The organism is Micromonospora sp. NPDC048842 (assembly GCF_040649935.1).
Lineage (GTDB): Bacteria > Actinomycetota > Actinomycetes > Mycobacteriales > Micromonosporaceae > Micromonospora > Micromonospora hortensis.
Genome location: NZ_JBEZGK010000003.1, coordinates 124,533 through 149,672 on the forward strand (window position 1 = coordinate 124,533; position 25,140 = coordinate 149,672).

General features: G+C 68.1%; 14 protein-coding genes. 13 read left to right on the top strand and 1 reads right to left on the bottom strand.

Annotated features, from left to right (window positions below):
• Nucleotides 1-213 precede the first annotated feature (213 nt).
• The 12 genes from AB0C19_RS05535 (at nucleotide 214) to AB0C19_RS05590 (ending at nucleotide 18,134) form a co-directional block, all read left to right on the top strand.
• Complete coding sequence (locus AB0C19_RS05535; protein ID WP_112678173.1) at nucleotides 214-546, top strand: hypothetical protein; 333 nt, start codon at nucleotides 214-216, stop codon at nucleotides 544-546.
• A 19-nt stretch (nucleotides 547-565) separates the two neighbouring features.
• Nucleotides 566-1,303 carry a TauD/TfdA family dioxygenase gene (locus AB0C19_RS05540; protein ID WP_357179855.1) on the top strand — a complete coding sequence of 246 codons (738 nt, stop codon included), beginning with the start codon at nucleotides 566-568 and terminating at the stop codon, nucleotides 1,301-1,303.
• Between the two features lie 187 nt (nucleotides 1,304-1,490).
• On the top strand, nucleotides 1,491-2,318 hold the full coding sequence (locus tag AB0C19_RS05545) for a hypothetical protein (protein ID WP_357179858.1): 828 nt from the start codon (nucleotides 1,491-1,493) through the stop codon (nucleotides 2,316-2,318).
• A complete protein-coding gene (locus tag AB0C19_RS05550; protein WP_357179861.1) occupies nucleotides 2,306-3,133 on the top strand; it encodes a protein phosphatase 2C domain-containing protein in 828 nt (275 codons plus the stop codon). Before AB0C19_RS05545 ends, AB0C19_RS05550 begins: the two co-directional genes overlap by 13 nt.
• A 26-nt stretch (nucleotides 3,134-3,159) precedes the next feature.
• Nucleotides 3,160-3,603 carry an NUDIX domain-containing protein gene (locus tag AB0C19_RS05555; RefSeq protein WP_357179865.1) on the top strand — a complete coding sequence of 148 codons (444 nt, stop codon included), beginning with the start codon at nucleotides 3,160-3,162 and terminating at the stop codon, nucleotides 3,601-3,603.
• A gap of 379 nt (nucleotides 3,604-3,982) precedes the next feature.
• Entirely contained in the window at nucleotides 3,983-6,049 is a 2,067-nt protein-coding gene (locus AB0C19_RS05560) for a DUF262 domain-containing protein (RefSeq protein WP_327035639.1), read from the top strand.
• Between the two features lie 191 nt (nucleotides 6,050-6,240).
• Nucleotides 6,241-12,669 (top strand): DEAD/DEAH box helicase, encoded by a 6,429-nt coding sequence (locus AB0C19_RS05565; protein WP_357179869.1) that lies wholly within the window; start codon nucleotides 6,241-6,243, stop codon nucleotides 12,667-12,669.
• Entirely contained in the window at nucleotides 12,666-14,849 is a 2,184-nt protein-coding gene (locus AB0C19_RS05570) for a UvrD-helicase domain-containing protein (RefSeq protein WP_357179871.1), read from the top strand. Before AB0C19_RS05565 ends, AB0C19_RS05570 begins: the two co-directional genes overlap by 4 nt.
• Nucleotides 14,850-14,900: 51 nt before the next feature.
• Nucleotides 14,901-16,175: a protein kinase gene (locus AB0C19_RS05575; protein WP_357179874.1), complete on the top strand. Its 1,275-nt coding sequence runs from the start codon at nucleotides 14,901-14,903 to the stop codon at nucleotides 16,173-16,175.
• A gap of 395 nt (nucleotides 16,176-16,570) precedes the next feature.
• Nucleotides 16,571-16,879 carry a DivIVA domain-containing protein gene (locus AB0C19_RS05580; RefSeq protein WP_357179877.1) on the top strand — a complete coding sequence of 103 codons (309 nt, stop codon included), beginning with the start codon at nucleotides 16,571-16,573 and terminating at the stop codon, nucleotides 16,877-16,879.
• Nucleotides 16,876-17,127 carry a hypothetical protein gene (locus tag AB0C19_RS05585; protein WP_357179880.1) on the top strand — a complete coding sequence of 84 codons (252 nt, stop codon included), beginning with the start codon at nucleotides 16,876-16,878 and terminating at the stop codon, nucleotides 17,125-17,127. The genes AB0C19_RS05580 and AB0C19_RS05585 overlap by 4 nt, the downstream gene beginning before the upstream one ends.
• Nucleotides 17,128-17,213: 86 nt before the next feature.
• The gene (locus AB0C19_RS05590) at nucleotides 17,214-18,134 is read left to right on the top strand and encodes a hypothetical protein (RefSeq protein ID WP_357179883.1); all 921 of its coding nucleotides are present in this window, start codon (nucleotides 17,214-17,216) and stop codon (nucleotides 18,132-18,134) included.
• 81 nt (nucleotides 18,135-18,215) lie between these two features.
• Here the strand turns inward: AB0C19_RS05590 and AB0C19_RS05595 are convergent, their stop codons facing one another.
• Nucleotides 18,216-18,704, bottom strand: a complete 489-nt coding sequence (locus AB0C19_RS05595; RefSeq protein ID WP_357179886.1) for a hypothetical protein — start codon at nucleotides 18,702-18,704, stop codon at nucleotides 18,216-18,218.
• Between the two features lie 118 nt (nucleotides 18,705-18,822).
• Between AB0C19_RS05595 and AB0C19_RS05600 the strand changes: the two genes are divergently transcribed.
• Complete coding sequence (locus AB0C19_RS05600; RefSeq protein ID WP_357179889.1) at nucleotides 18,823-24,810, top strand: DUF4011 domain-containing protein; 5,988 nt, start codon at nucleotides 18,823-18,825, stop codon at nucleotides 24,808-24,810.
• Nucleotides 24,811-25,140 lie beyond the last annotated feature (330 nt).

A 25,140-nucleotide genomic window follows, 5' to 3' on the forward strand; every position in this document is an offset into this window, starting at 1 on the left:
GTCGAAGAACCAACCTGTCGTCTATCTGGCTTGGCGGCTTTAAGCTGAGCGAAATCCCAATAGTGCAAGTTGCGTACCGTCGCATTGAACTTTTGTCAGTTAGCGGCTAAATGCCGCAGGGGATGCCTCCCTCTGGCCTGCCAACACGACACATCCTCCGAAGTGGACGTAAGGCTGAGGTGACCTACGAGCCGGGTCGATAGGTTGGTCGGTATGGCGTACCGGAACTACACGGCCGATGGCAGCTACTGGACGGTTCGCAAGCAGGGATCCATCTACTGGGTCGCCCGCATGCGGCGCGTCAACGGCTCCTACGAGTGGTTGGACACCTGGGGTGGCTACGAGCGCGCCGGCGCCGCCGCTGGTGCGGCGGCACAGCTCGCATACAACCAGGCCCGGGAAGACGTGCTCAAGGAACTAGTCGGAACGCTGCACACCGCCTTGGACGGGGCCGGTCTGGGTGCGTTGCCCACTCCCGCTCCGGTGCGGCCCCCCGACCGGTCGCAGCTTCCGGCCGCCGTCGAACTGGACGAGCCTGAGGACTGACCGCGGGTAGGCGAGGCGAATGCTGTTGGTGGAGGCGGGACATGCGGTCGAAGTGAGCCCGGATCTGCTGCCCGCCACCCTCGCTCGCGACGGCGTCGTCCTGATTCAAGGGGCGTCAGTTGCCGAAGTCAGGGCGCTCCTCGACCGCTGGACGGTCCCGGTAGAGCATCCTCACCAGGTCGCGGAAGGACTGACCGTCATCGCGCCTCGATACCGCACCGGCGACGGTGACAACGAAGCCGGCTTCACCGAGCTGCCGCTGTTGCCGCACACCGATCGCAGTCTGCACGCACAGCCACCGAGTGTGCTCGCCACGCTGATGCTCGCTCCGGCGAAGGCAGGGGGCAGCGCCACCCTGGTGGACGGCAGCCGGGTGCTGACGCTCGTCCGCCATCGGGCCGAGGACGCCACGATCGCCGAACTGCGGCTGAGGGCGGCGGCCGGTCGAGCAGGCCCACCTCTCGTCGAGTTCACCCCGGGCCACGCCCGAATCCGCTACCGCGATGACCGGGTTGCCGGTCCGTACAGCGCGGACGGACGTACGGATCTTGTGGCCGAGGTCCGTCGTCTGATCGTCGCTACGACACGATCCCTGCATCTAGGCTCGGGTGACGGCTACCTCGTTCACAATCATCGCTTCATGCACGGGCGAACAGCCTTCACCGGGGACAGGAGCATCGTGCGGTTCCTGGCGCGCGTCAACAGCGACCATCCGTACGCGTGGCTGAACCGGGGGTTTCCTTTTGCGAGTTCCTAAACCGCGCCCGACAGAGTCGTCATCGCAGAGCCGAGCCCACCTCGTCGCCGCGCTGTCGCGGGTGCCGCCACCGTCCGACGCCGCCTTCCCGCAGGCGATCCGAGCTGTCATCGAGACGTACCGAGATCCCGAGCCACTGCTGCAAGCCGTTCTCGACGATCGAACAATCCGCTCCCGGATCCGGTTCGTGGCGCTCTACGCGCTCCTGCTGCGATTGCGACGCGAGGAACGCCACGCCGAGTACGGCTCGGTCGTCCGAGATCACGAGGACGAGTTTGGAGCTGAGCCCTACTTCCATACGTTTCGGGCGATCGTGGCCCGAGCCAAGGGTGACCTCGCCTCGCTTCGCAGCTCGGTTGAATACTCCCGTCAGGCGGTCGCCTCTATGCCCGACGTGGCGGCGGTGGTGCACCAGCTGGCCGCGTTCTGGGTCGAATACCTCGAACGTCTGGAGGATCCCGGCCCAGCGCGTGACCTCGACGAGGTGGAGCGGCACGTCGACCGGGCGATCACCTTGACCCAGGGCCGTATCGCCCACTACTACGAGACAAAAGGGCGGGTGCTGGCACTGCGGGGAGAGTTCGAGGCGGCGAGGACTGCCGTCGCGCAGGCCATCGAGCTCGAGCCGCGCGCCTCCCGGGACCACCTGCGCCGGCTCACCCAGTACCAGTCGAGTCGTATTCGGATCGATCTGATGCAGGAGCGCGCGCGATGGGCCCAGGCCCACGCCCGCTTCCGCACCGAGTTGACCGAGTTCAAGGGGCAGCAACTGCAACTCCTGGGTCTGCTGGCCGCCGTGGTGGCGTTCATTGCCACCGCCAGCAACATCGCCAGCCAGAGCAGCGGCGTCGAGGGCCTTCGCCTCATGCTCGTGGCGTCCGGTGCGATCAGCGTCGTTTTCGGTACGTTTTCCCTCGTCAACAACAGCCGCGTTCGCCGGGTGATCGCAGCAGTCGTCATCGGGTGCGCGATGATCGGGGCGGGAATGTTCGTGCCGGCCTCGTGGATGTCGTGAGAGTTGGACCAGCCATGAAGGTAGGAGAAGCGATTACCTCCGCCGGTGGTGCACGGGCGAACGAGGACCGGGTCGGCCACCGCGGCACACTCGCCTGGGTTATCGACGGCGCCACCGACCTGTACGACGACAGCGTGCTGCCGGCTGACAGTGACGTGCAGTGGCTGGTCGACCGCATCGGTGAACGGTTGACCGAAGCCGGCCTCGAAGAGTACCGAGGTCCGGCTGCCGCACTGCTGACATCGATCGCCGATGACGTGGCCCGTGATCAGGCGGCCCTGTCGTTTCCCGCGAGCAGGGTTCCACCCGCCTGCTCGATCGCGGTCTGCGTCGACCAGGGCGACGGCTACGACCTCGCTCGTATCGGAGACGCCACCGCCGTTGTCGAGGGCTCTCTGCCGGTGGTCCTGTCGACCAGCTACTTCGACCGTCGTGAAGCTGCGGCGGTGGCGACGAACGAACGCGAGGCGGCCCAGGTCATCGCGGCGATGCACAAGCGTCGGCTACACACCATGACCTCCGGTGATGCCGAATCGGTCTTCTCCGGGCATCCGTATCGCCAACTCCGCCCACATACGGTCCGTGGTGAGTGGACGACCACCGACTGCATCTTGCTCTGCACCGACGGCTTCGCCCGGTTGGTCACTGACTATGGGCTCTATCGTTCGTGGGACCAGGTGATCAATGACGCAAGGGATCGAGGGCTGCACTACCTGGAGAAGCTGATCCGGGACGCCGAAAGTAAGCCCGTCAATGGCGGCGGCCGGTTCAAGCTGGCTGATGACATCGCCGCTCTCCTGCTGACCTCGAACTGACGCCCGCCCATGGAAGGACCGCCCGCATGACCGAGCGACCGCCGTACCTGGTCGAGAGAAACCCGGGCTACGTCGAATACCAGCTGCCGATCTCGGTCAAGCTCGTCATCGATCACCACGGCAAAGTGCCGCTGTTGCGCAACGAGCGCGACGAATGGGAGCTACCCGGCGGGAAGCTCGAAGTGGGCGAGACGCCCGAGGACGGCGTCTGCCGGGAAGTCGCCGAAGAGCTCGGGCTGACCATCACGGAGGTCGACATCATCGACTCCTGGGTCTACGTGATCACGCCGATCCGGCACGTGTTCATCGTGAGCTTCGGCGCCACCTACGTCGGCGACGAGGCCCTCGTCTACTCCGCTGAGCACAAGGAACTTGGCGTGTTCACGTACGACGAGGTGCCTCATCTGCACATGCCCGAGCCCTACAAGCGGACCATCCAGCGCTGGCGTAAGCGGCGGCCTTCAGCCTGAGGCCAGGGGAAGGGCCGGTCTGCCCTGGCCGGTGGCCGCTAATAAGCACGAGGGGCAGCAGCGGTCGAGTCGTCACCGACGAGGACGCCGCTGCCGAGAGTGCCTTGCGAGTCGTGCACGTCCTCGAATCGGGCAGCGGAGGACGGCCGCTCGCCGCCGTTCCGTCACCGGACTGGGTCGGGTCTCCGACTGGTGACTGGCTACGTGGGCTCGACGCATCGACACTACGGCCGCTAGTTTGCTGATCTGTCAAACCGGCGGAAGGTGCGGACACCTTGTTCGATCGGCTGACATCGTTTGCCGCGCGCCGGTAGCAATGTGGACCCTGCCTCCGCGCTCGCGGGGTGGAGCCTCGCCGTGCCGTCCCTGGGGAGAACATTTGAAGGCGAATGAAACGACCGTCCGTAACCTGCTACAGGGCGAGAAGCAGTACGTCGTTCCGCTCTATCAACGCCGCTACAGCTGGAAGCGTCGGGACCTCGCGCAGGTGTGGGCCGATGTGATGCGGGTGACGGAGGTGGGCGACAACACCACGCACTTCCTTGGCTCAGTGGTCTTGGCGCCCAGCCCGGCCAATACGCCAACCGGTGTCCAAAGTTGGCTGGTCGTGGATGGTCAACAGCGGCTGACGACGCTCAGCATCCTTTTGTGTGCCATCCGTGACCATGTTCGAAAGTCCGATGAGCAGCTTGCCGCCAAGATCGACGACATGTACTTGTTCAACAAGTACGCGTCGGGGATGGAGCGGTACACACTTCTACCCACCAAGGCCGACCGAGCGGCATGGCTGGCGCTGGTGGAGCAGGACCCCGGTGCTGGCGGTGAAGATCGCATCGGAGAGGCGTACCGCTTCTTCCGAGCCGCGCTCGTTCAAGCCGATGATCCTGATGACGACCACGACCTGGTCCGGATCGAGCAGGCGGTGGCGGCACGGCTGAGCCTGGTTGAGATCGCCGCGCATCCGGACGACAACGTCCACCGGATCTTTGAGTCGCTCAACTACACCGGCCAGCCGCTCACACAGGCGGACCTGCTGCGCAACTACCTATTCATGCGACTGCCCGCTCGCGGCGATCACGTTTACGAACGGCACTGGTTACCGCTTCAGGAGCTGCTCACAGACAAGCAGCTTGAGGACCTGGTCTGGTTGGATCTGGTGCTCCGTGGTGACGATCGGGCTACCCAGGAGGCGATTTACCAAGCCCAGCAGCAGCGACTCAGTCAATTGTCCGACGAGGCTGCTATCGAAGACTGGATCATCAACCTCCATCACAAGGCCCGGCTGTTCCGAAAGATCCTAGCGCCGGAAGAGGTGGCCGATCCGATCCTGCGGCGGGCCTTGGACCGACTTGACCGCTGGGGTGCCGCAGTAGTCCACCCCATCGCGCTCCACGTCCTTCTGGCGTATGAGGCCGGCCGCCTCAGCTCCGTCGAAACGGCCGAAGCATTGCGAGTGGTTGAAAGCTACCTCGTGCGTCGCATGATTACCGGTATCGCCAGTGCGAACACGAACCGGATCCTGATGTCGCTTATCAAAGATCTGGGCGAGCAAGTTCCCTCGGCCAGGGCTATCACCCGAGCGCTATCTGGGGTGAGGAAGAAATTCCCCACAAACCAATACATCCGGGATGCTGTGCTGGTTAACAGCTTCTACTGGCTGGGCCGTGGCCCACAGCGCAGCTACGTGCTGCGCTGCATTGAGGAGGACTACGAGCACAAGGAACCCATCAACTTTGATACGGCTAAAGTCACCATCGAACACGTACTGCCCCAGTCGCTGACGGACGACTGGCGGGAGATGCTGCACCCCGACCTGGAGAATGACGAGACGGTTGAGGAGCTGCACAGCTCCCTGGTGCACACCCTCGGGAATCTCAGTCTGACCGCCTACAACCCGAAGCTGGCCAACGACAACTTCGAGGCGAAGAAGAAGATCCTCCGTGACAGTGGGCTGGCGATGAACCGTGAGATAGCCGACGCGCCGCGCTGGGGTCGCACAGAAATCCTCGCTCGCGGCCGGGCCCTCGCCGACCGGATCCTTGCCATTTGGCCGGGGCCTGACGAATCAGCAGCAGTCGCCCCACCCAGCCCACGCTGGTCGTTGATGAACCAGGCGCTCGCCAGCATTCCAGCCGGCCGGTGGACCAGCTACTCAGACATCGCCGAGGTCGTGGGCGTGTTTCACCGTGCCGTCGCCGGTCGACTAGCCAGCGTTCAGGTGCCGAACGCTCACCGTGTGCTGAAGATTGACGGCGCCATCTCGGCTGACTTCCGCTGGCCTGACCCGCAACGCCGCGACGACCCACGAATCGTGTTGGAGGCCGAAGGGGTCCGCTTCGACCATACGGGGCGTGCTGCAGCCGACCAACGCATGACGGCGAGCGAACTGGCGCGAGAGGTAGGCCTAGATACTGCCGATGATAAGGATGAGGAGCGTCAAACCTGAGCTCCCGCCGGTGCCGTGCCGCTGCCGAGATCGTCTGACAATCGGACGTCCTCGGCAGCGGGCTGGTATGTCCTCTTCTCCGCTGCCGCACAGGCAGAGTGGTTGTCGCGAATCCGACTCTGCCTCGCAGGAGGCTCTTGGGCAGGTCAACCGCGGTAAGGGGTGAAGTAGCATGCGGCGGTGATCCGCTCATGAGGCCGACCATCGCCGCCGACACCCTGCGTCGGACCCTCACCCAGTACCTGACCACGACCTTCGGCTTGACCGAGGACGGCGTACGCCAGGGTCTGGAAGGTTTTCTCTCCCACCCGGAGCAGGGCATCTTCCGCGGCCCCTACCTGCGGATTCGCACCCCCTTCCGCCCGGCGGAGGGGGACTGGCGGGCGCACCTCGACTGGGCGCCGGCCGGCTTCACCCCTTACCTGCACCAGGCGAACGCCTTCGCCCGTTTGTCGACGAAGGGCAGAGCGGCCGAGCCGACCCTGATCACCACCGGCACCGGCTCGGGTAAGACGGAGTCGTTCCTGATCCCGGTTCTCGACCACTGCCGGCGACAGAAGCAGCAGGGGAAGGCCGGCGTCAAGGCGATCCTGCTCTACCCGATGAACGCCCTCGCGACGGACCAGACGCAACGCATCAACGAGCTGCTCACCGACCCGGCGCTCAGCCAGGTCACCGCCGGTCTCTACATCGGCGATGTCGCGGCCATCGAGTACCCGCACGTGTTCACCAAACGGTCGGAGATGCGCCGCACGCCGCCGGACATCCTGATCACCAACTACAAGATGTTGGACCTGTTGCTCCAGCGCGCCGACGACCTGCCGCTCTGGGAGGGCGCTGAGCCGGCGTACGTGGTGCTGGACGAGTTCCACACCTACGACGGCGCGCAGGGCACCGACGTGGCGATGCTGCTGCGCCGGCTCGCCGCCGCGCTCGACCTCGACGAGCCGGAGCGGCCGCTCGGGCCGATCTGTCCCGTGGCCACCTCCGCCACGCTGGGTGAGGGCGGCGGGCGGGACGGTCGTACCGCGATCCGCGAGGTCGCCGAGCAGGTCTTCGGCGTCGCCTTCGACGCCGGGTCGCTGGTGGGGGAGGACCGATACGAGGCCGGCGAGTTCATCGCCAGCCAGGACTTCAGCCTGCCACTGCCCACCCCGGAGCAGCTCGCGGCCGTCGACGACCGCGACCCCGAGGAGATGATGGCCAAGCTCGCCGAGCTGGTCCTCGGCGAGCGCTGCCTCAATGACCCGGCACGCCTCGGTGGCCTGCTCCGTCAGCATCCCTTGACGAAGGCGGTGCTCGACTCGCTCCAGACACGGCCTTGCACCCTCGACGAGATCATCGACGTGCTGCCTCGCAAGAACGCCACCGGCTGGGGCAGCGTGATGAAGACCCCGCCCGAGATCACGGCGAAGGCTCTCGCCCGGTTCGTCGGCCTGCTCTCCGTGGCGCAGAACCCGGAGGCTCCCGGCCGCCCGCTGCTCAACATCGAAACCCACCTGTGGGTACGCGCCGTCTCCCGACTGCTGCGCGGCACCTCCCGCGAGGCCGCCTTCGGCTGGTACGGCGAAGCGCCGCGCGAGCTGGACCCGTACGCCACCGACGCCGACGTGGTCGTCGCCGACAACCGCTACCCACGGTTACCGGCTATCTACTGCCGGCACTGCGGCCGCTCCGGCTGGATGGCATTGTCGCCGGAGAAGGACCCGCAGGAGTTGGAGACCGACCCGGACAAGATCTACCGCGCCAGCGTCGGTCGGGACAAGCGCCGGGTCCGCGCACTGATCGCCGCGACCGACGACGAGGTACGCCAGCGCTCCCGTGGCCTGCTGGTCCTGGAGTACGGCCGTCGGGTACGCCCCTTCGACGAGCAGCGCGATCGCAAGCCCGCCGACGACGCGATCGTCGTGCTCGGCGACGTGCTCGACATCGACGGCGCCGAGAAGGACCGGTGCCCGTCCTGCGAACTGGACCACGGCATCCGCTTCCTCGGCGCCGGCCTGGCCACCCTCGCCTCGGTGGCGATCACGCAACTCTTCACCGGTGGGGAGCTCGACGAGGCCGAGAAGAAGACGCTTCTCTTCAACGACTCGGTGCAGGACGCCGCCCACCGCGCCGGCTTCGTCGCCAACCGGTCCTACTCGTTCTCGCTGCGCTCGCTCCTCGCCGGCCGTCTGAAAGCCGGGGAGTCGATCGGGCTCGACGACCTCTTCGTCAGGATGATCGAGGAGGCGGCGCAGCCGGAGATCCTCTCCACCGTCGTGCCGCCGGACCTGCACGATCAGCCCGGAGTCGACAGCCTGCTCGCCGGTGAGCACAGCGGTAGCCGGGAAACCTGGGAGCTGATCAGCGAGCGGCTCGTCTTCGCCACCGTGATGGAGACCGGGCTGCGTTCCCGGCAGGGCCGCACCCTGGAGTTGACCCGCAGTGTCTCCGTCGAGGTGGCCCTCGACGATCCGGCGCGAGCCGCCGCGATCTGCCGGGACGTCCACCTCACCGGCCCAGGTCACCTGGCCGGAATGGCGCCGGACGACACCCGCTACCTCGCCTTCCTCCGCGGTCTGCTGGAACGGCTACGGACCCGGGGTGCGGTGTTCCACGAGTGGCTGGTGCCGTACCTGAAGCGCGGCGGCACCCGGTGGCAGATCTGGGGCGGCCGGCCGGCAGGGATGCCCGCGTTCCCGAAGGGCCTGTCCGCGCCCGCGTTCCTGCTCGCGACGCCGAAGTCCCGCTCGGAGTTCGACGTGATCACCGCGCGCGGCAACTGGTATCAGGACTGGACGTCGCGCTGCCTTGGCCTCGACTCCGGTGACGCTGCCGGCTTCCTCAGCCAGCTGCTGCCGGCCCTCGCCGCAGAAGGCGTGGTCGCCGTTGGCGACACCGAGGACGGCAACACTGTGTACGGGCTGATGCCCGGCCACCTGCGGGTGACCCGACTCGACGACGCTTCCGCAGTGTCTGCCGGGGTCGGCTGCGACACCTGCCACTGGCAGCAGACCGAGCACCCCGACCGGGTGGCCGACTGGATCGGCCAGCCGTGCCGGCAGTACCGCTGCCGCGGCCAACTCCAGGCCGCCCACGACGACACCGCAGCCGACGACTACTACCGGCGGCTCTACCTGGACAGCCCGGTGTTCCGGGTGGTCACCGGCGAACACACCGGCATGCTCACCCGTGCACAGCGGGAGACGGTGGAGAAGCAGTTCCGCGAAGGCGAGCGCTACACCGACCCGAACGTGCTGTCCTGCACGCCGACACTGGAGATGGGCATCGACATCGGCGCCCTCTCCGCCGTGGTGCTGGCGTCGCTCCCGCACGGTCCGGCCAACTACGTCCAGCGGGCGGGCCGCGCCGGCCGCAAGAGCGGCAACGCGCTCGTGCTGACCCTGGTTGGGCGATCCGAGCGGGATCGCTACTACCTCACCGATCCTCGTGACATGATCGCCGGTCAGATCGTCCCGCCCGGCTGCTTTCTCTCCGCCGTGGAGATCCTGCGCCGCCAGTACCTCGCCCACCTGATCGACCTGGCCGCCCGCGGCCGTCTGGCCGGAGTGCTGCCGATGCCACGGCGGGCGCACGTGCTGTTCGGCCCGACGGGTTGGCTGACGGGCCTCGCCGAGGCTGGTCGTCGAGACGGTAGCCGGCTGGTGGAGGACTTCCTGGCCCTCTTCGGGGACAAGGTCCTGCGGGCCGCCGCCGACCAGCTGCGCGAGTTCGCGGTGGACGGCATCGTCCACCGGGTCAAGGAGGCCGACGAGGTCTGGGAATTCCGGTTGGCCGACCTGCGTCGACGGATGCAGGAGCTTGCCACCGCCCGGGGAACGCTGGTGCCCAGTGACCCGGACCACGCCCGCGAGATCAAGATGCTGAAGGCCGAGGAGGGTGCGGTCCGCCGCCGCCTGCGAGAGGTCAGCGCGGCTGCCGCCCACGGCACCCTGGTCGAGTTCGGTCTGCTGCCCAACTATGCGCTCATCGACAGCCGGACCGACCTGGAAGCCACCCTGACCTGGGAGGACAAGACCGACGGCGACCGTCGGTTCCACAGCGAACTCCGGGAGTACGCGCGCCCCGCCCGGCAGGCGTTGGTCGAGATCGCACCCGGCAACAGCTACTACGTGCGGGGCTACAAACACGAGATCTCCGGGCTGGACGTCGGTCCGGCGGACCGGCCGGCGTACGAGCAGTGGCGGATCTGCGCGCAGTGTGGGTACGTCCGCACACACCTTGCCAAGGAGGACACCAGCGCCTGCCCGCGATGCGCCGACCCGGGCATCGCCGATCACGGGCGACTGTTCCAGGTGCTCCAACCGACCCGGGTGCTCAGCCGCGACAAGCGCGACGACGCCCGCATCCGTGACGACAGCGACGACCGGGACCGGCGGTTCTACGCCACCACCGTCGCCGTCGACGTGGACCCGGCCAAGGTCGATTCGTCCTGGCGGCACGCTCATGACACGTTCGGTGTCGACTACAGCCGGCACGCGATGATCCGGCACTTCAACCTTGGAGCGCAGCGCTACGACCGGGCAGCTGAACTCTTCGCGGGTGAAGAGGTGCGGATCAACCGTTTCCACACGTGCACCTCCTGCGGCGGTACGACCGTCGACGGTATCCCCGCGGTGAGCCAACAACTCGCTGCGGAGACCTCCGGGTCCACCGTTGCGAAGGGTTCCGAGCACCACCGGCCCTGGTGCCCCTACCGCCGTTCGCCGGCTGCACCGGACACTCATGTCGACCTGATCCTCGCCCACGAGCTGGAGACCGAGGCGCTGCGCATCCTGATCCCCGCCGCTACCGCCGTGGTCCAGGAGCGCATCGCCTCGTTCGCCGCCGCGATCCGCCTCGGCATCGCCGCGCAGTACGGTGGCGACCCTGCGCACCTGCAAGCCGTATCGGCCACCATGCCGGATGGGCAGAGCGACGGGACGCGCAACTTCGTGGTCGTCTTCGACACGCAGCCGCAAGGCACCGGCTATCTGCACCGCCTTGCCAAGCCGGAGGAGTTCCGCGCGATCCTGGAGCTGGCGCGGCAGCGGATCGCCGACTGCGTCTGCCGGCACGAAGGCAAAGCGGTGTGTCACCGCTGCCTCCTGCGCCACGCGCGCAACGAGCACTTCGCCCTGATGAGCCGCGACGAGGCGTTGGGGATGCTGGACAAGCTCCTCGACACCTGGGACGTCGAGGAGGGCACCCGGACGGATGAGATCTCGCTGATCCACCAGGTGGAGAGCGAGCTGGAAATGCGCTTCCTCACCAAACTGCTGGCGCTTGGTGAGACACCCAACTCGGGCCTGCGAATCGATCGGCGGACCGACCACGACGGTGCCCGCATCGCCGACCTTCGGTTCGTCCGCGACAACGGCCAGAGCGTCACCCACTGGCAGATGAAGCTGCAGAACACCGTTCGAGGCACCCGCCCTGACGTCCACTTCAAGCGCCTCGACGCCCCCTCACCGGAGGTGGCGGTCTATCTGGACGGGTTCAAGTACCACGCCTCATCTCAGTACAACCGGCTCGCGGACGACGCCGAGAAGCGGGCCCGACTGCGCGCCCACGGCTACCTGGTCTTCGCGGCCACCTGGGACGACGTCAAGACCTGGGGGAGCGCGGAGGGGCAGGGGCGGTGGATGCCGTACGGCGGACTGAGCAAGCAGACCGCCAGGGACAAGTTCCGCGGCATGGTTCCCGGCGCGGATCCCATAGAGCTTGAGGAGACGATCTGGGTCAACCCGATCGACCAGCTCATGCGCTTCCTTGCCGATCCTGACCTCACCGGTTGGCAGCGGCGGGCGGAAGCCGCCCTGTGGGGCATGCTCAAACAGGCCCGAGACAAGAGCGCCACCGACTCCGCTGGCGTCGCGGAAAGGTTGACCGCCGCTCTGCGTGGAGGATCCCTGCCCGCCTCCACCGCAGGGCACATCATGGTCGCCCTATCTCAGGACAACGCAGGCTGCCCGGTGACGGTCGTTCTCGACGCGCGCAGCAGGCCGTTGCCGACGATGTCGGCTCTCGCGGTCGTCGACGACCTGCCGGCCGCTGTTGCGGGCGAGGGGCACAAGGAACGCTGGGCCGCCTGGCTGGCGTGGGGCAATGTCATCCAGTTCCTTGGCAATGGTGGCGGCGATGCGGGTCAGCTCGCCGTGTCCACACTTGATGCGTTCGAGCCGGCCTCGATGGCGGTCACCGAGGGCACCGGGCTCGTGCTCGCTCAACGAGCGTTGCCGCTTGACGAGGAGACGGCAACGTGGCTTGGCGTCTCGGCGCAGCCGGCCGCCGCCGAGCCCGAGACACTCGACACGGAGTCGCCGTGGCGGGACGTCCTGCGCTACCTCGACCCGGCCGAGAACACCCTGGATCAGCTGGTCCAGCAGCTCGCGCGGCAGGATCTGCCCGCGCCGGTCGTCGGCTACGAGCTGGGCGACCAGGGCTGGCAGGCTGAGTTGGCCTGGCCCGACCGGCGGATCGCCATCGTGCTCACCGGTCCGTCCGACGACCCGGAGACGGAAGATCGCGACCGGGCGTACGCGGAAGCCGGCTGGCATGCCCGCACCGCTCGGGAGTGGTCGGTTGACGAGTTGGCCGCAGAGATCAAGGCGACGAGCGGGGGAGAACGTCGATGAGCACCGGAGCAACGACACTGCGGATGCTGGACCGCGCTGACAAGGAGGTCATGAAGCTCACCCGCGCCGACATCGGAGCGGTCTACGAGTTCATGCACAAGTTCCGGCACAACCCGGAAAACCCGGGGCTCAACCTGAAGGCGCTCAACAGCGACTCCCGGCTGATGTCCGCCCGGGTCAACAAGGACTATCGCGCGCTGCTGCTGCACATCTCCGAGCGCGACTACCTGCTCGTCGCGGTCAAGCACCGCGGTGAGGTGTACGACGACCTCTCCCGGTACGCGTACCGCATCAACCGGATCACCGGCGGCATCGAGGTCATCGACATGGCGCCCGTTGGTGACAGCATCATCGGTCGGGTGGTGCCGCCGGATGTGGAACCGGAGCCCGCGCAGAAACCGCTCTTCGACACCTACACGGACGCCCAGCTGTTGGAGCTCGGCGTATCCGAGCCGCTGCTCCCACAGATCCGGGAACTGACAGCCGAGGCCGAGCTGCTGGAACTGCTGGACAGGGCGCCGCAGCTCACCACCGACGTGCTCTTCGCGCTCTTCGACGGCACCCCTTACGACGATGTGCTGCAACAGGTCACGGACCCGGTCCGCGCCGACGAGCCGGTCGACCCCGAGGACTTCGAGGCGGCAGTGGAACGGCCCGCCACGCAGGTGACCTCCGACGACGAGGCGTTGCAGGCGATGCTCGGTGAAGCCTTCGAGCGGTGGCAGATCTTCCTGCACCCCACTCAGCGCAAGCTGGTCGAGCGCCGCTACAACGGCCCGGCACGGGTCGGTGGTGGCCCAGGCACCGGCAAGACGATCGTCGCCCTGCACCGCGTGGCGCACCTCGCCCGGCAGTTGCCAGACGGAGCGGACAAGCCGATCCTGCTCACCACCTTCAACCGGAATCTGGCGGCCGACCTGCGGACCCGGCTCATGGCGTTGGGCGGGCAGGAGCTGGTGTCGCGCGTCGACATTGTCAACATCGACCGGTTGGCCAGCAGGGTGGTGGCCGAAGCCAAGGCAGGTGGCAGCCGCCGCGTGGTGGACGACAATCGAGTCCTTGAGCTGTGGGACGAGTTCCTCATCGAGACCGGCGAGACCGCCTGGGAGGCGGAGTTCCTCGCCGCTGAGTGGACCCAGGTGATCCTCGGTCAGGTGCTCAACTCGCGGACGGACTACTTCAAGGCCCGCCGTCCCAATCGCGGCCGCAGCCTCTCGCGGATCGAGCGGGACCAGATCTGGCAACTGACCGAGCGCTTCACCACCTGGCTGGAGAACCGCGGCGTCTGGACCTGGCGCCAGGTGGCACAACGGGCTGCCCGCATCGAGATGGACCGCACGGCCCAGAACACCGGCGTCGCCGGCGAGTCGTCCGGCGGGTTCTACCGGCCGCGCTACCGCCACGTGGTGGTCGACGAGGCGCAGGACCTCAGCGCCGCGCACTGGAAGATGCTGCGCGCCATGGTCGCGCCAGGCCCGGACGACATGTTCCTCACCGGCGACACCCACCAGCGCATCTACGACAACCACGTCACATTGGGCAGCCTCGGCGTCAACATTCGCGGTCGGTCGTCCCGGCTCACGCTGAGCTACCGCACGACCCGGCAGATCCTCGCCGACGCTCTGCAGATCATGACCGGGGAGGTGTACGACGACCTCGACGGTGGTGAGGAGGACCTGGCCGGCTACCGGTCGTTGCTGCGCGGCGGCCGCCCGGTCTTTCGCGGTGCCGGGACATGGGCGCAGGAGCGGGATCTGATCGTCGAGCAGCTGCGCAGTTGGGGCAGTCCGACGGACGGTTCGGTTGCCATCTGCGTACCGACCAAGGACCTGGCCGCTGAGGTCATCAGCCGACTGGAGGCTGACGGCGTGGAAGTGGTGGAGATCGGCCCGGACGGCCCGAAGCGCCCTGACGGCGTGCACATCGGCACGATGCACCGGTTCAAGGGCCTCGAGTACCAGCGCATGATCATCGCTGGGGTCACTGACGGTCTGGTGCCTCGGCAGATGATCAGCAGATACCGGGACAGTGACCCCAAGCGTTACCAGCGTGAACGCCAGCGCGACCGGTCGCTGCTGTTCGTCGCCGCCACCCGTGCGCGTGACGAGCTCGCGGTGTTCTGGCACGGCACGCCCAGCCCGTTCCTGACCGGGCGGCTCGTACAGCGACAGCTAGCCTGATTGCCGCTCCTGCTCAGGCGGGGTCGGCGCGCGATGCGGGGGAGGTTGTAGGTGCAAGCGGGGGATCGTGTCGGTGACCGGTACGAGTTGACGTATCCGGTCGGTCGCGGAGGAATGGGCCAGGTCTGGGCCGGCTTCGACGAGCGACTCGACCGGCCGGTGGCGATCAAATTTCTCCGGCAGTTGGAGGTGCCGGAGGACGAGCGTGAGACGGCGGGCAAGCGCTTCCGGCGGGAGGCGAGAGCGACAGCCAGGCTCGACCACCCCGGTGTGCCGGCTGTGCACGACCTGGGCATACACGGTGAAGATCTCTTCCTCGTCATGCAGCTCGTGCCGGGAATCGTCCTCGCCGACCACATCGCCGAGCAGGAACGACTGCCTGTCAGCGAGGCGGCGGCCATTGCCGCCCAGGTCTGTTCGGTGCTCGTGGCCGCCCACGCCGCCTCCCTCGTACACCGTGACCTGAAGCCCCAGAACCTCATGATCACCCCGGCGGGGGTGGTCAAGGTGCTCGATTTCGGTGTGGCGGCACTGCTCGGCCCGGCCGAAGCATCCCGACTCACCGTAACCGGGCGGACGCTAGGGACTCCCGCCTACATCGCACCCGAGCAGGCCCAGGGTGGCCCTGTCGGGCCTGCTGCCGATCTGTACGCCTTGGGCTGCATCCTTTTCGAGATGCTTGGCGGGAACCCTCCGTATGAGGCGGCAAACGCCCCGGACATGATGCGCCGTCATATCGATGCACCCATTCCCATCATCACTGAGTACCGATCGGACGTTCCCGATGACCTGGCGCACCTCATCTACTGCCTGCTGGCCAAGGACCCAGCGGAAAGGCCAGCATCGGCTGGCGAGGTTCGTCAGCTACTGATGCCTTTCCTCGACGACGGCGACTCTCCGGGGCTATTGGCCGCCCGAACGGACAACACGCTCTCCAGCACTGCACCGCACACCGCCCCCGTACCGGTTCCGCCGCAAAGATCCCCGCAGAACCTGCTGGAGTTGCGGGCGCAGGCGAGGGAACTCGCCGAGAACGAGCGTTTCGTGCAGGCAGCCGAGATGTTGGAGCGGGCCCTCCGCAAGGTGCCGCAAGGTGGCGAGTGGATCACCAGCGAGATCGTGGCGCTACGAGTGGATCTCGCGAACCTCTTGATGCTCGCAGGTGACTTCCGGCAGGCCCATCACGCGTTCGCGGCGCTGGCCCGGGACCTCGATCAGTCGGACGAGGAGCAGGATCTTGTCGAGGAGTGCCGACACCAGGTGATGGCCTGCCAGCTTGAGATGGGCGAATCCGCCGACGCCACCGGTCCGCTCTCAATCCGCTAACTCACCCGGAGCAGTCTCCGCCCCGTCCTGGCAGCCCTCCGCCAACCGCTACAGCTCACGATTGGTCCAAGCCTTCGGGTATCCGCGCGCTCCCTTGTTCCACCCCGCAACACGGCATCAGCCGCTCCTGCAACTCACCTGGATTGCAGTAAAGAAAGTCAATGCACGCTGGCGAAATCGCTGCCCGAAACATTGCGTCTCCCTCCCGCCCATCGCAGGCTGATCCCAGCACGGCGGCCGGCCGGTCCCCCGAACCGCCGCCGTGCTTCCCCGAACAACCCTCGCTGAGCAGCGGTGATGCCGTACCGCTGTGTGAAGCTGCGGCGTCAAGGCGGGGTGTGTCTGCCGCACCGGATGAGCGAGCGGACCCCCACTGTCCACGATCAGAAAGGTGGATGAACATGAACGCTCGCAACCAGCGACCAACCCCAGTCGGCGATGGTGCGACCTACCGGTCTGCCGTGTACACCAGTTTGTTGCCATGGCAGGTGCGTGAGCGCTGCTTCCCACCGACCGGGCTCGGGCGTCGCGGTCTGAACCCCGACGACGTGTACGCCTTCCTCGACCGGGTTGCCGGCGACATGGCCGCCGTCTACGCCGCTCTCGCCGAGAGCCGCCGCGAGACCGCCCGGATCAAGGCCGGGCTGCGCCGCTGGCAGACCGATCAGGCCCGCGCCCGCAATGAGCGCGGCGATGCCCGATGAGCCAGCGATACGTCATCCACCTGCCCGTCGTCGCCAACGACCTGGCTGCCGCGCAACGTCTGGCCCGGGTCATCGGCCGGTGGATGCTGGTGTTGCCGATGACCGACCCGGGGGAGAGCACCGTCTCCGAGGAGGACCGGCAGTGCCTCCGGCACCGGGTCTTCTGCGACCTGCGGCTGCCTGGCGGCCGGCGCTGCCTCCTGCACGACGGCCATGACGGCAACTGCACTCGCCGGCTGCGCCGCTGACACAACCAGACGATCCGGCATCTCAACTGCCCGTTGTGCCGAGTGCAGTGATGATCATCAGGCCGCTAACGTGCGCAGCACGGGAGGTGGCGGGGATGGTCGTTCGGCGTTGGGACGCCAGGTTCGAGGAGGAGCACCTTGTCCTCCGGCGTTGGCGGTTGCTGCCGTGGCCGAAGGCCTACGTCAGGCGGATACCGCTGGCCGCGATCCTCCATATCGGGTCATTCACGCCGACCGAACAGGCGAAGCGACACGCCCAACTCTCCGTTCAGAACACGTCGGCACCAGACCTGACCGAGGCCATCCCGGTCAGTTTCACGCGGGAGCAGTGGACGTTCGCCGGCTGGTTCATGGAGGAACGGCGAGCGGCGGAACGGCGAGCCGCACCGACCAGGCCGCCGCAACTCCGTCCGAAGGCATCGTCGGGTCAGGTGGCCCTGTCTCGCTCGGCGGCCGACGGTGCGGCCCTGTCGCGGCAGCAGGCGCAGCTGGCGGCTGCCCTACGAGTCCACCTTGCGGCCAGGCAGGCGTCCACCACGCGGCGGCAGGCGCAGCTGGCGACTGCCCTACGAGCCCACCTCGCAGCCAGGCAGACATCCACCACGCTGAGCATCCCGTCGACGACCCCAGTGATGCGGGCTGGCGACGGCAAGCTGCCGGTGTGGCTGTGGCTTGAGGATGGTGAAATTCACGGATCCCTCATCTCAGCCGGCAACGCCTCACCGCGGCATTTGACCCCAGCCGATGTCGCCCATCTCCTGCTCGCTGACCCGTCCCGGGCGATGCCGGCGATTCGTGCGCTCACCGGCATCGTCGACAGACAGCTTGCCCTGGCGCACCTGCGGAGCTGGCAGCGGCCGGACCGGGTCGTCGTCAACCTGGGCGCCTCCGACCTCGCCGGTCGGCGAGTGACAGAGGCCCAACAGAAGCCAGGCCGGAGTAACCCGGACGGCACTGTGCGGACTGTGTCAGGTGGCCTTCCAAGTCTGAACAAGCGCCGACGATGAGGACCAGCCACGGAGACCCCGGCCCGCGTCGGACCGACCAGCGTCAACCCTCGCAGGCGATGCAGGGGTCTTCGCCACGCCTCACGCGGTGAGCGAGCCCAGGTTGAAGCCGTCGAGCAGGTTGATGAGCTCGTCGTCGCGGGTCACCTCGTAGCCGCGTCCGCGCAGCTCCGCCACCAGCTCGGCCTCGGAGTCGGTTGGAACATCGAGGTACTCGCCGTTGTGAACCGTGAGTACGACTTTGGCGTACCGGTCCCGCAGGTCCTGTGGCAGGACGTCGAGCGCGCGCGTCGTGACCATCGGGGGCCAATACCCCTCCACGACCGCGCCCACCTCTTTGATGTCGAAGGGCTTGTCGTCGGCGTACCCGTCCTCCGGCTCGTAGCAGTCGGGTCCGGCGGGGTGCGACAGGTGGGCCATTCGGACCTGCCGGGCCTCGCCCCGCGTGCGCGCGGCGGCGAGCGCCCGGATCTCCGCGGCCTCCTCGGTCGCGGTGCCGGCGTCGGCGAAGGCGAGGCAGTCGTGCGCCGTGGCGTGGCCGTAGACCAGGTGCTGGTGTTGCGTCGTCATGGCGCACATCCTGCCCCAGACGTACGACTTTCAAGATCGTCGTACGGCCGGGGCCCTCTCCACCGGTTGGTTGACCGCTACGCTGGCCCTCCCTGGTCTCCCACCTGGAGAAACGCCCATGTCCGACAGCGTCTTCGCGCAGTTCACCGCCGACGACGACCAGCTCGAAGTTGGGCTGATCGTGCAGCCGGCGATCAACGCCGCCCTGGTGCACAACCGGGTGCCGTTGGTCCGCCACCTCACGCTCGTCAACCGGGGTGCGGTGCCGCTGACCGATGTTACGTTGACGCTGGAACTGCGAGGCCCGGACGGCGCGCTGACCGAGCCGTGGACGCGTACCCTCGCTGCGCCGTTGCGGCCCGGGGCCAGCACGAGCTGGGACGACTTCCGCGACATCACGCCTGACCGCGTGCTGCTGTACCGCACCGACGAGGCGTTCCCGGTCGACTACACCCTCCGGGTGCAGGCGCAGGAGCAGACACTGCGGCTGGTCGCGCCGTCACGGGTGTTGGCGCACAACGAGTGGTTCAACAGCCCTGCCCTGTACGACAGCCTTGCGGCCTTCGTGCAGCCGAACACCCGAGCGGTGGAGGCGGTTCTGCGGGCTGCCGCCCAGATCCTCCTGGCGCGGACCGGCTCCGGCTCGTTGCAGGGCTACCAGGAGGGTTCGGAGCGGGCGGCGCTGATCGCCGGCGCGGTGTACGAGGCGCTGCGTCAACTCGAGATCACCTACCAGACCCTGCCGGCGTCCTTCGAGAACACCGGCCAGAAGGTGCGCACGACAGCGGCGGTTCTCGACGGGCGGCTCGGCAACTGCCTCGACCTGTCCGTCACGTACGCAGCCTGTCTGGAGGCGGCGGGGCTGCACCCGCTCATCTTCATCAGGGCGGGGCATGCCTTCGGTGGCTTCCTGCTGGAGGAGGAACGGCTGGGCTCGGCCGCGGTGACCGAGACCAACCTGCTGATCTCGATGGTCGACTCCGGCCGGGCCGTGCCGGTCGAGCTGACCCGCATCGGGCCGGGCGAGCAGTCGGCGACCTTCACTGAGGCGGTACGCGTCGGGCTCGGCCACTTCCGCGGCGACGGCGAACGCATGCAGGGCGTCGTCGACGTCCACCTGGCCCATCGCTCGGGGATCCGCCCGCTGCCGTCAGCCGACGAACTGATCGCGCCCGCCGCGGTCCACGCCGAGGCAACGGCGAAGATGACAGCCTCCCTCGACCTTCCACCCGGCGTTGCCGCCGCGAAGCTGCGCCAGTTCGCCGACGAGGGCGAGGAGGTGCCGCAGCAGTCCGACGGGTCACCGGCGCGGGTCCAGCAGTGGAAGAAGTCCCTGCTCGACCTGAGCCTGCGCAACCCGCTGCTCAACTTGCCCAAGCGTGGCCGCGGCCTGGACCTGCACGTGCCGGTGGGTGCGCTGGCCCTGCTCGACGACCTCATCCACGACGGCCGTCAGGTGCAGGTCATCCCGCAGGACGACATCAGTCACGTCCACGAGTTGGCCGGGGCACGTCGGGCGCAGGACCTCGACGCCGAGATCCTGACCCGGGAGCTGCGTACCGACCGCCGGGTCTACGGCGCGGTCACCGACACCCGCTACAAGACCGCGATGCGCGCGCTGCAGCGCGAGGCACGCACGATGGAGCAGGAGACCGGCAGCAACTACCTCTACCTGACCATCGGCACCCTGGTCCACACCAAGACGACCGGGGGAGAGGCGTACGCGCCGCTGTTCCTCCTCCCGGTGCGTATCGAGGGCGGCAGCGGCCGTCGCCCGTACGCGGTGGTCATCGACGGCACCGAGGTCGCCAGCCCGAACTACTGCCTGATCGAGTGGTTGCGGGTCAAGCACAGCGTGCGGATCCCGGAGCTGGAGCGACCGGTCCTCGACGAGCATGGCATCGACATCGCCAAGACCCTGGCCGCGATCAACACCGGGCTGCTCGACAACCGGCTCAACTACCGCATCGACGAGACCGCCAGCCTTCGACTGTTGCAGTTCTCCACCTTCCAGATGTGGCGGGACCTCACCGACCACTGGCCCCGGTTCATGGAGAACCCGGTCGTCCGGCACCTGGTCGAGTCCTCCGGCGCCACGTTCGACGACCCCGCCCGCCCGGAGTACGACGTCGAGATCGCCGTCGACGAGGCCGACCTGCACCTGCCGATTCCGGCCGACGGGTCGCAGATGCAGGCCATCGTGCGCGCCGAGCGGGGCCACTCCTTTGTCCTGGAGGGCCCGCCGGGCACCGGCAAGTCCCAGACCATCACCAACATGATCGCCCGTGCGGTCAGTGCGGGGCGGTCGGTGCTGTTCGTAGCCGAGAAGCAGGCCGCCCTGGAGGTGGTGAAGCGCCGCCTCAAGCAGATCGGCCTCGGGCCGTTCGCGCTCGACCTGCACGGGCGCAAGCAGTCCCTCAACGCGATCCGTCAGCAGCTGCGTGACGCGCTCGACCAGTACGACCAGGGCGGCGACGGCACCTGGACGGCCGTCGAGACGGCCTACCGGACGCGGCTCGCCCCACTGGCCGAGTACCCGGCCCAGGTGCACAGCACCAACCCCGTCGGGATGTCGCTCTGGTCGGCCTACGAGCAGACCCTGGCGTACGGGGACGGCCCGGTCGCCCCGATCCCGGTGGCCTATCTGCACGCAACCGCCCCGGCGCGCGCGCAGGTCGAGACGACGCTGCGGGAGTTCCCGGCGGCCGCACGATCGGCCCGACTCCGGGCCGCGCATCCGTGGGCGATCAGCGGCTGCCGCACCCTCGACGGGCTGCACGGCGCCGCAGTCACCGAGATCGCCGGTGAGCTCGAACGCCTCCGTGCCGACCTCGCCGCCCACCCGAACCTGGTCGAGTTGCTGCGGACGCTGCCCGCCCCGGAGACCGTGAGCGAGCTGCAGGCGGGCGCCTGGCTCGCCGTACGCGGACTGCTGCCAGACCGGCAGACCACAGTGCGCGCCAGCGACCGACGGTGGGACGAGGCGGTGGCCCGGCTCCAGGCGGACCTGGCGGCCTTCCGGCAGGGCTTCGCCGGTGAGCTGGCCACTTTCCGGCCGGACGTGTTCGCTCGACCTGAGCTGACCGCCTGGCACGGTGAGGCCCAGGAGGCGGCGAAGAAGCTGATCGGTAAGCGCAAGCGTCGGCAGGCCATCGTGGATCGGCTGGCGGTGCACCTGGTTGCCGGTGCGACGCTCGACGTCGAGCGGGTGGAGGTTGCCACCGGTCGGCTGGTCGCCGCCCAGGCGCAGGCGGCGGCCCTCTACCAGCATGTCGCCGCTGTGGGCGGGCTGCGGCTGTCGCAGTGGCAGCCGACGGACCCCAACGCGCAGCAGCGGCTGACCGAGGCGATCGAGGCGACCCGGGTCGGCCGGACGCTCCTGGCCCGGCACCCGCAGGCCTGGGAGCTGTTTCACGGCGGGTTCACCGATGTGGGCGCGGTGCTCCTCGACCGGTTCGCCTCGCGGTGGCGGGCCTGGCGCGGGGTGTTGCGCTCCGGTGAGGCCGAGCTGCCCCGGTGGGCCGGCGGTTCGCACTGGACCGATGCCTGGCAGCGCGATGGCGCGGCCTGGCTGCACGAGTTGCAGGCCGAGGAGTTGTTCCCGCTGCGCCGATGGGCGACCGTCCTGGCCCACGCCGACGTGCTCGCCTCGGCCGGCCTCGCCGACTATCGGGACCAGCTGCTGTGCGCCGAGGTGCCCGCGCATCTCGCCGAGGAGGTCTACCGGCGGGGAGTCGCGACGGCGTCCCTGGCCGAGCGGGTACGGGCCGGCGGCCTGCAGTACTTCGACCCGGAACTGCACGACGACGAGATCAGCCAGTTCGAGACGGCGGCCGGTGAGCTGCGCTCCGCGCTGCCGACGCAATTGCCGTCGGTGCTGGTCCGGCGCCGCCCCTTCAGCCCGGCCGACCGGCGGGGCCGCTTCGCCGACTTTGCGGCGGAGCTGCGCCGTAAGCGGGGCGGGCGGTCCTTCCGGGAGCTGTTCGAGCAGTACCCAGACGCGGTGCTTGCACTGACCCCGTGCGTGCTGGTCAGCCCCGCGTCCGCAGCGAACTTCCTGGCGCCGGGGAGCCAACGTTTCGATCTGGTTATCTTCGACGAGGCCTCGCAGATTCGCGTGGCGGAGGCGATCGGCGCGATGGGTCGGGGTAGTGCCGTGGTGGTGGTCGGCGACTCCCGGCAGATGCCGCCGAGCAGCATCATGCAGGCCAGCCACAGCGTGGACGAGGTCGACGAGGGCAACGGCCCGGTGCCGGAGGACCTGGAGAGCATCCTCAGCGAGGCCGTCGAGTCGGGACTACCGCAACGGTGGCTGTCCTGGCACTACCGCAGCCACGACGAGTCACTCATCGCCTTCTCCAACCGCTACTACTACGACAACAAGCTCTCCAGCCTCCCGTCGCCCGGTGCCGCCAGCTCGGCGGGCGTCAGCTGGCGGCGCGTCGAGGGTCAGTACGACCGGGGCGGATCCCGCACCAACGAGGTCGAGGCACGGGCGATCCTCGCGGACATCACCCGGCGGTTGCACGACCCGGCGACCGTCACCCAGTCCGTCGGCGTGGTCACCTTCAACATCCAGCAGCGGGACCTCATCCTCAACCTGCTGGAGGAGAGCACCGATCCGGTCATCCGCGAGCACCTCTCCGGCGCGGTCGCGGAGCCGATCTTCGTAAAGAACCTGGAGAACGTGCAGGGCGACGAGCGGGACGTCGTCCTGTTCTCCCTGGCCTTCTCCACCAACCTGGAGACCGGTCAGCTCCCGCTGAACTTCGGTCCACTGAGCCAGGCCGGCGGCGAGCGGCGGCTCAACGTGGCCATCACCCGCGCCCGCCGTCAGATCGTCCTCTATTCGTCGTTCGACCCGTCCGACATCGACCTGTCCCGTACGTCCGCGCTGGGCACCCAGCACCTGCGGGCCTACTGCGAGATGGCCGCCGCCGGCGCGGAGCGCCTGGGCGACCTCGCCACCGACCGCACCGAGCGGCGCAGCCGGATCCGCGAGGAGGTGGCCGCGGCGCTGCGCGCCCGCGGCCACGAGGTCCGTACCTCGCACGGCCTCTCCGACTTCACAGTGGACATCGCCGTACGCAGACCAGGCTCACCGCTGTGGCAGGTGGCCGTCATGCTCGACGGCCCGGACTGGAGCGCACGCCCGACGGTCGCCGACCGGGACTCGGCGCCCGCGCTCCTCCGCTCGATCATGGGTTGGTCGGAGGTCGTGCGGTTCTGGCTGCCGGCGTGGATCCACGACCGGGCGGCGCTGCTCGACCGGGTCGACGAAGCGGTCACCGGAGCCGACGCCCCCACGACCGCCGGACCCGAATCCGAGTCGTCGGCGGTTCCGGAGAGCATCGAGCTGCCGCAGCCGCGCCCCGCAGCGGACGTGGAGCAGCCACGCTCGGCGCCGGCCGCCGAGTTGCCGCAGCCGCGTCTCGCGGTGGACGAAGAGCCCCTCCGGGGCGCGTCGGCGCCACCCCTCACGGCACTCGCCGCGGCGACCAACGCCGTACCGGTCATGGCGGCGTCGGCCGCCGACGCCATCACGGCAAGCCCATTCGTTCCGTACGTCCCAACCTCGCTCGGAGATCAGGCCGACCTGGACCTCCTGGCCACCGACCGGCGGATACGCGATCTGATGCGGCACGCGCTCCGCGAGATCATCGAGGCGGAGGGGCCCATCGAGCAGCACCGACTGGCACGCCTCGCTCTTGCCCGGTTCGGTTTCCTCCGGACGCGGGAGGACCGGCGCACCGCCGTACTTTCCCTCGTCGACTCCCGTCGCCTGTATACGCACCCGACCGTGAGCCGGTACGCCTGGCCCGATGACGCCGACCCGCAAACCTACCGCGGGTACCGGGTCACGCAGGCGAGCAACGACCGGGCGTTCGAGGAGGTGCCACCCGAGGAGGTGGCCAACGCACTCGTGCACGCGCTGCACGGCATACCGAGCATGGACGAGGAGCGGCTGCTGCGCGCCGGCCTGGAGAGGCTCGGCTACCGCCGCCGCACCGAGAAGATCGACAAGCTACTCCGGTACGGGTTGCACGTCGCTCTGACCAGCGGCCGTCTCCGCTTCGACGAGGAAGGTCGCCTTACCAGCGGCTGACGACAGCCAACACCTTGAACCGGCACCAGGACCGAGGTGAATATCAGCCGGTCACGGAGGATGACGTCGATCTACTGCTCGATCTGCGGCAGGCATCGGCGCCCTCAGTCAGCTTCGGTTGGGAATCGCCGCGGGCCCTGCCCGCAATCCGTCGTCATGTCGCAAGACGGTAGTTAGGAACGCGAGGTTTGCGTTCCTCAGGCGGCGCGTCCATCGGTCGGACGGTGACTCCGTCTGGAATAGGTGCCCGACACACGACGATCCCTTCCAGGCAGGTGTCGCACCAGAATGAAACGTACCCGGCATTGGCTGCGGGCAGTGCTGTAAAGA

Bases quoted from the DNA above. Each gene is read 5' to 3' on its own strand.
- AB0C19_RS05535 (WP_112678173.1), top strand. From the start codon at position 214: ATGGCGTACCGGAACTACACGGCCGATGGCAGCTACTGGACGGTTCGC.
- AB0C19_RS05540 (WP_357179855.1), top strand. From the start codon at position 566: ATGCTGTTGGTGGAGGCGGGACATGCGGTCGAAGTGAGCCCGGATCTG.
- AB0C19_RS05555 (WP_357179865.1), top strand. From the start codon at position 3,160: ATGACCGAGCGACCGCCGTACCTGGTCGAGAGAAACCCGGGCTACGTC.
- AB0C19_RS05565 (WP_357179869.1), top strand. From the start codon at position 6,241: ATGAGGCCGACCATCGCCGCCGACACCCTGCGTCGGACCCTCACCCAG.
- AB0C19_RS05570 (WP_357179871.1), top strand. From the start codon at position 12,666: ATGAGCACCGGAGCAACGACACTGCGGATGCTGGACCGCGCTGACAAG.
- AB0C19_RS05580 (WP_357179877.1), top strand. From the start codon at position 16,571: ATGAACATGAACGCTCGCAACCAGCGACCAACCCCAGTCGGCGATGGT.
- AB0C19_RS05585 (WP_357179880.1), top strand. From the start codon at position 16,876: ATGAGCCAGCGATACGTCATCCACCTGCCCGTCGTCGCCAACGACCTG.
- AB0C19_RS05595 (WP_357179886.1), bottom strand. From the start codon at position 18,704: ATGACGACGCAACACCAGCACCTGGTCTACGGCCACGCCACGGCGCAC.
- AB0C19_RS05600 (WP_357179889.1), top strand. From the start codon at position 18,823: ATGTCCGACAGCGTCTTCGCGCAGTTCACCGCCGACGACGACCAGCTC.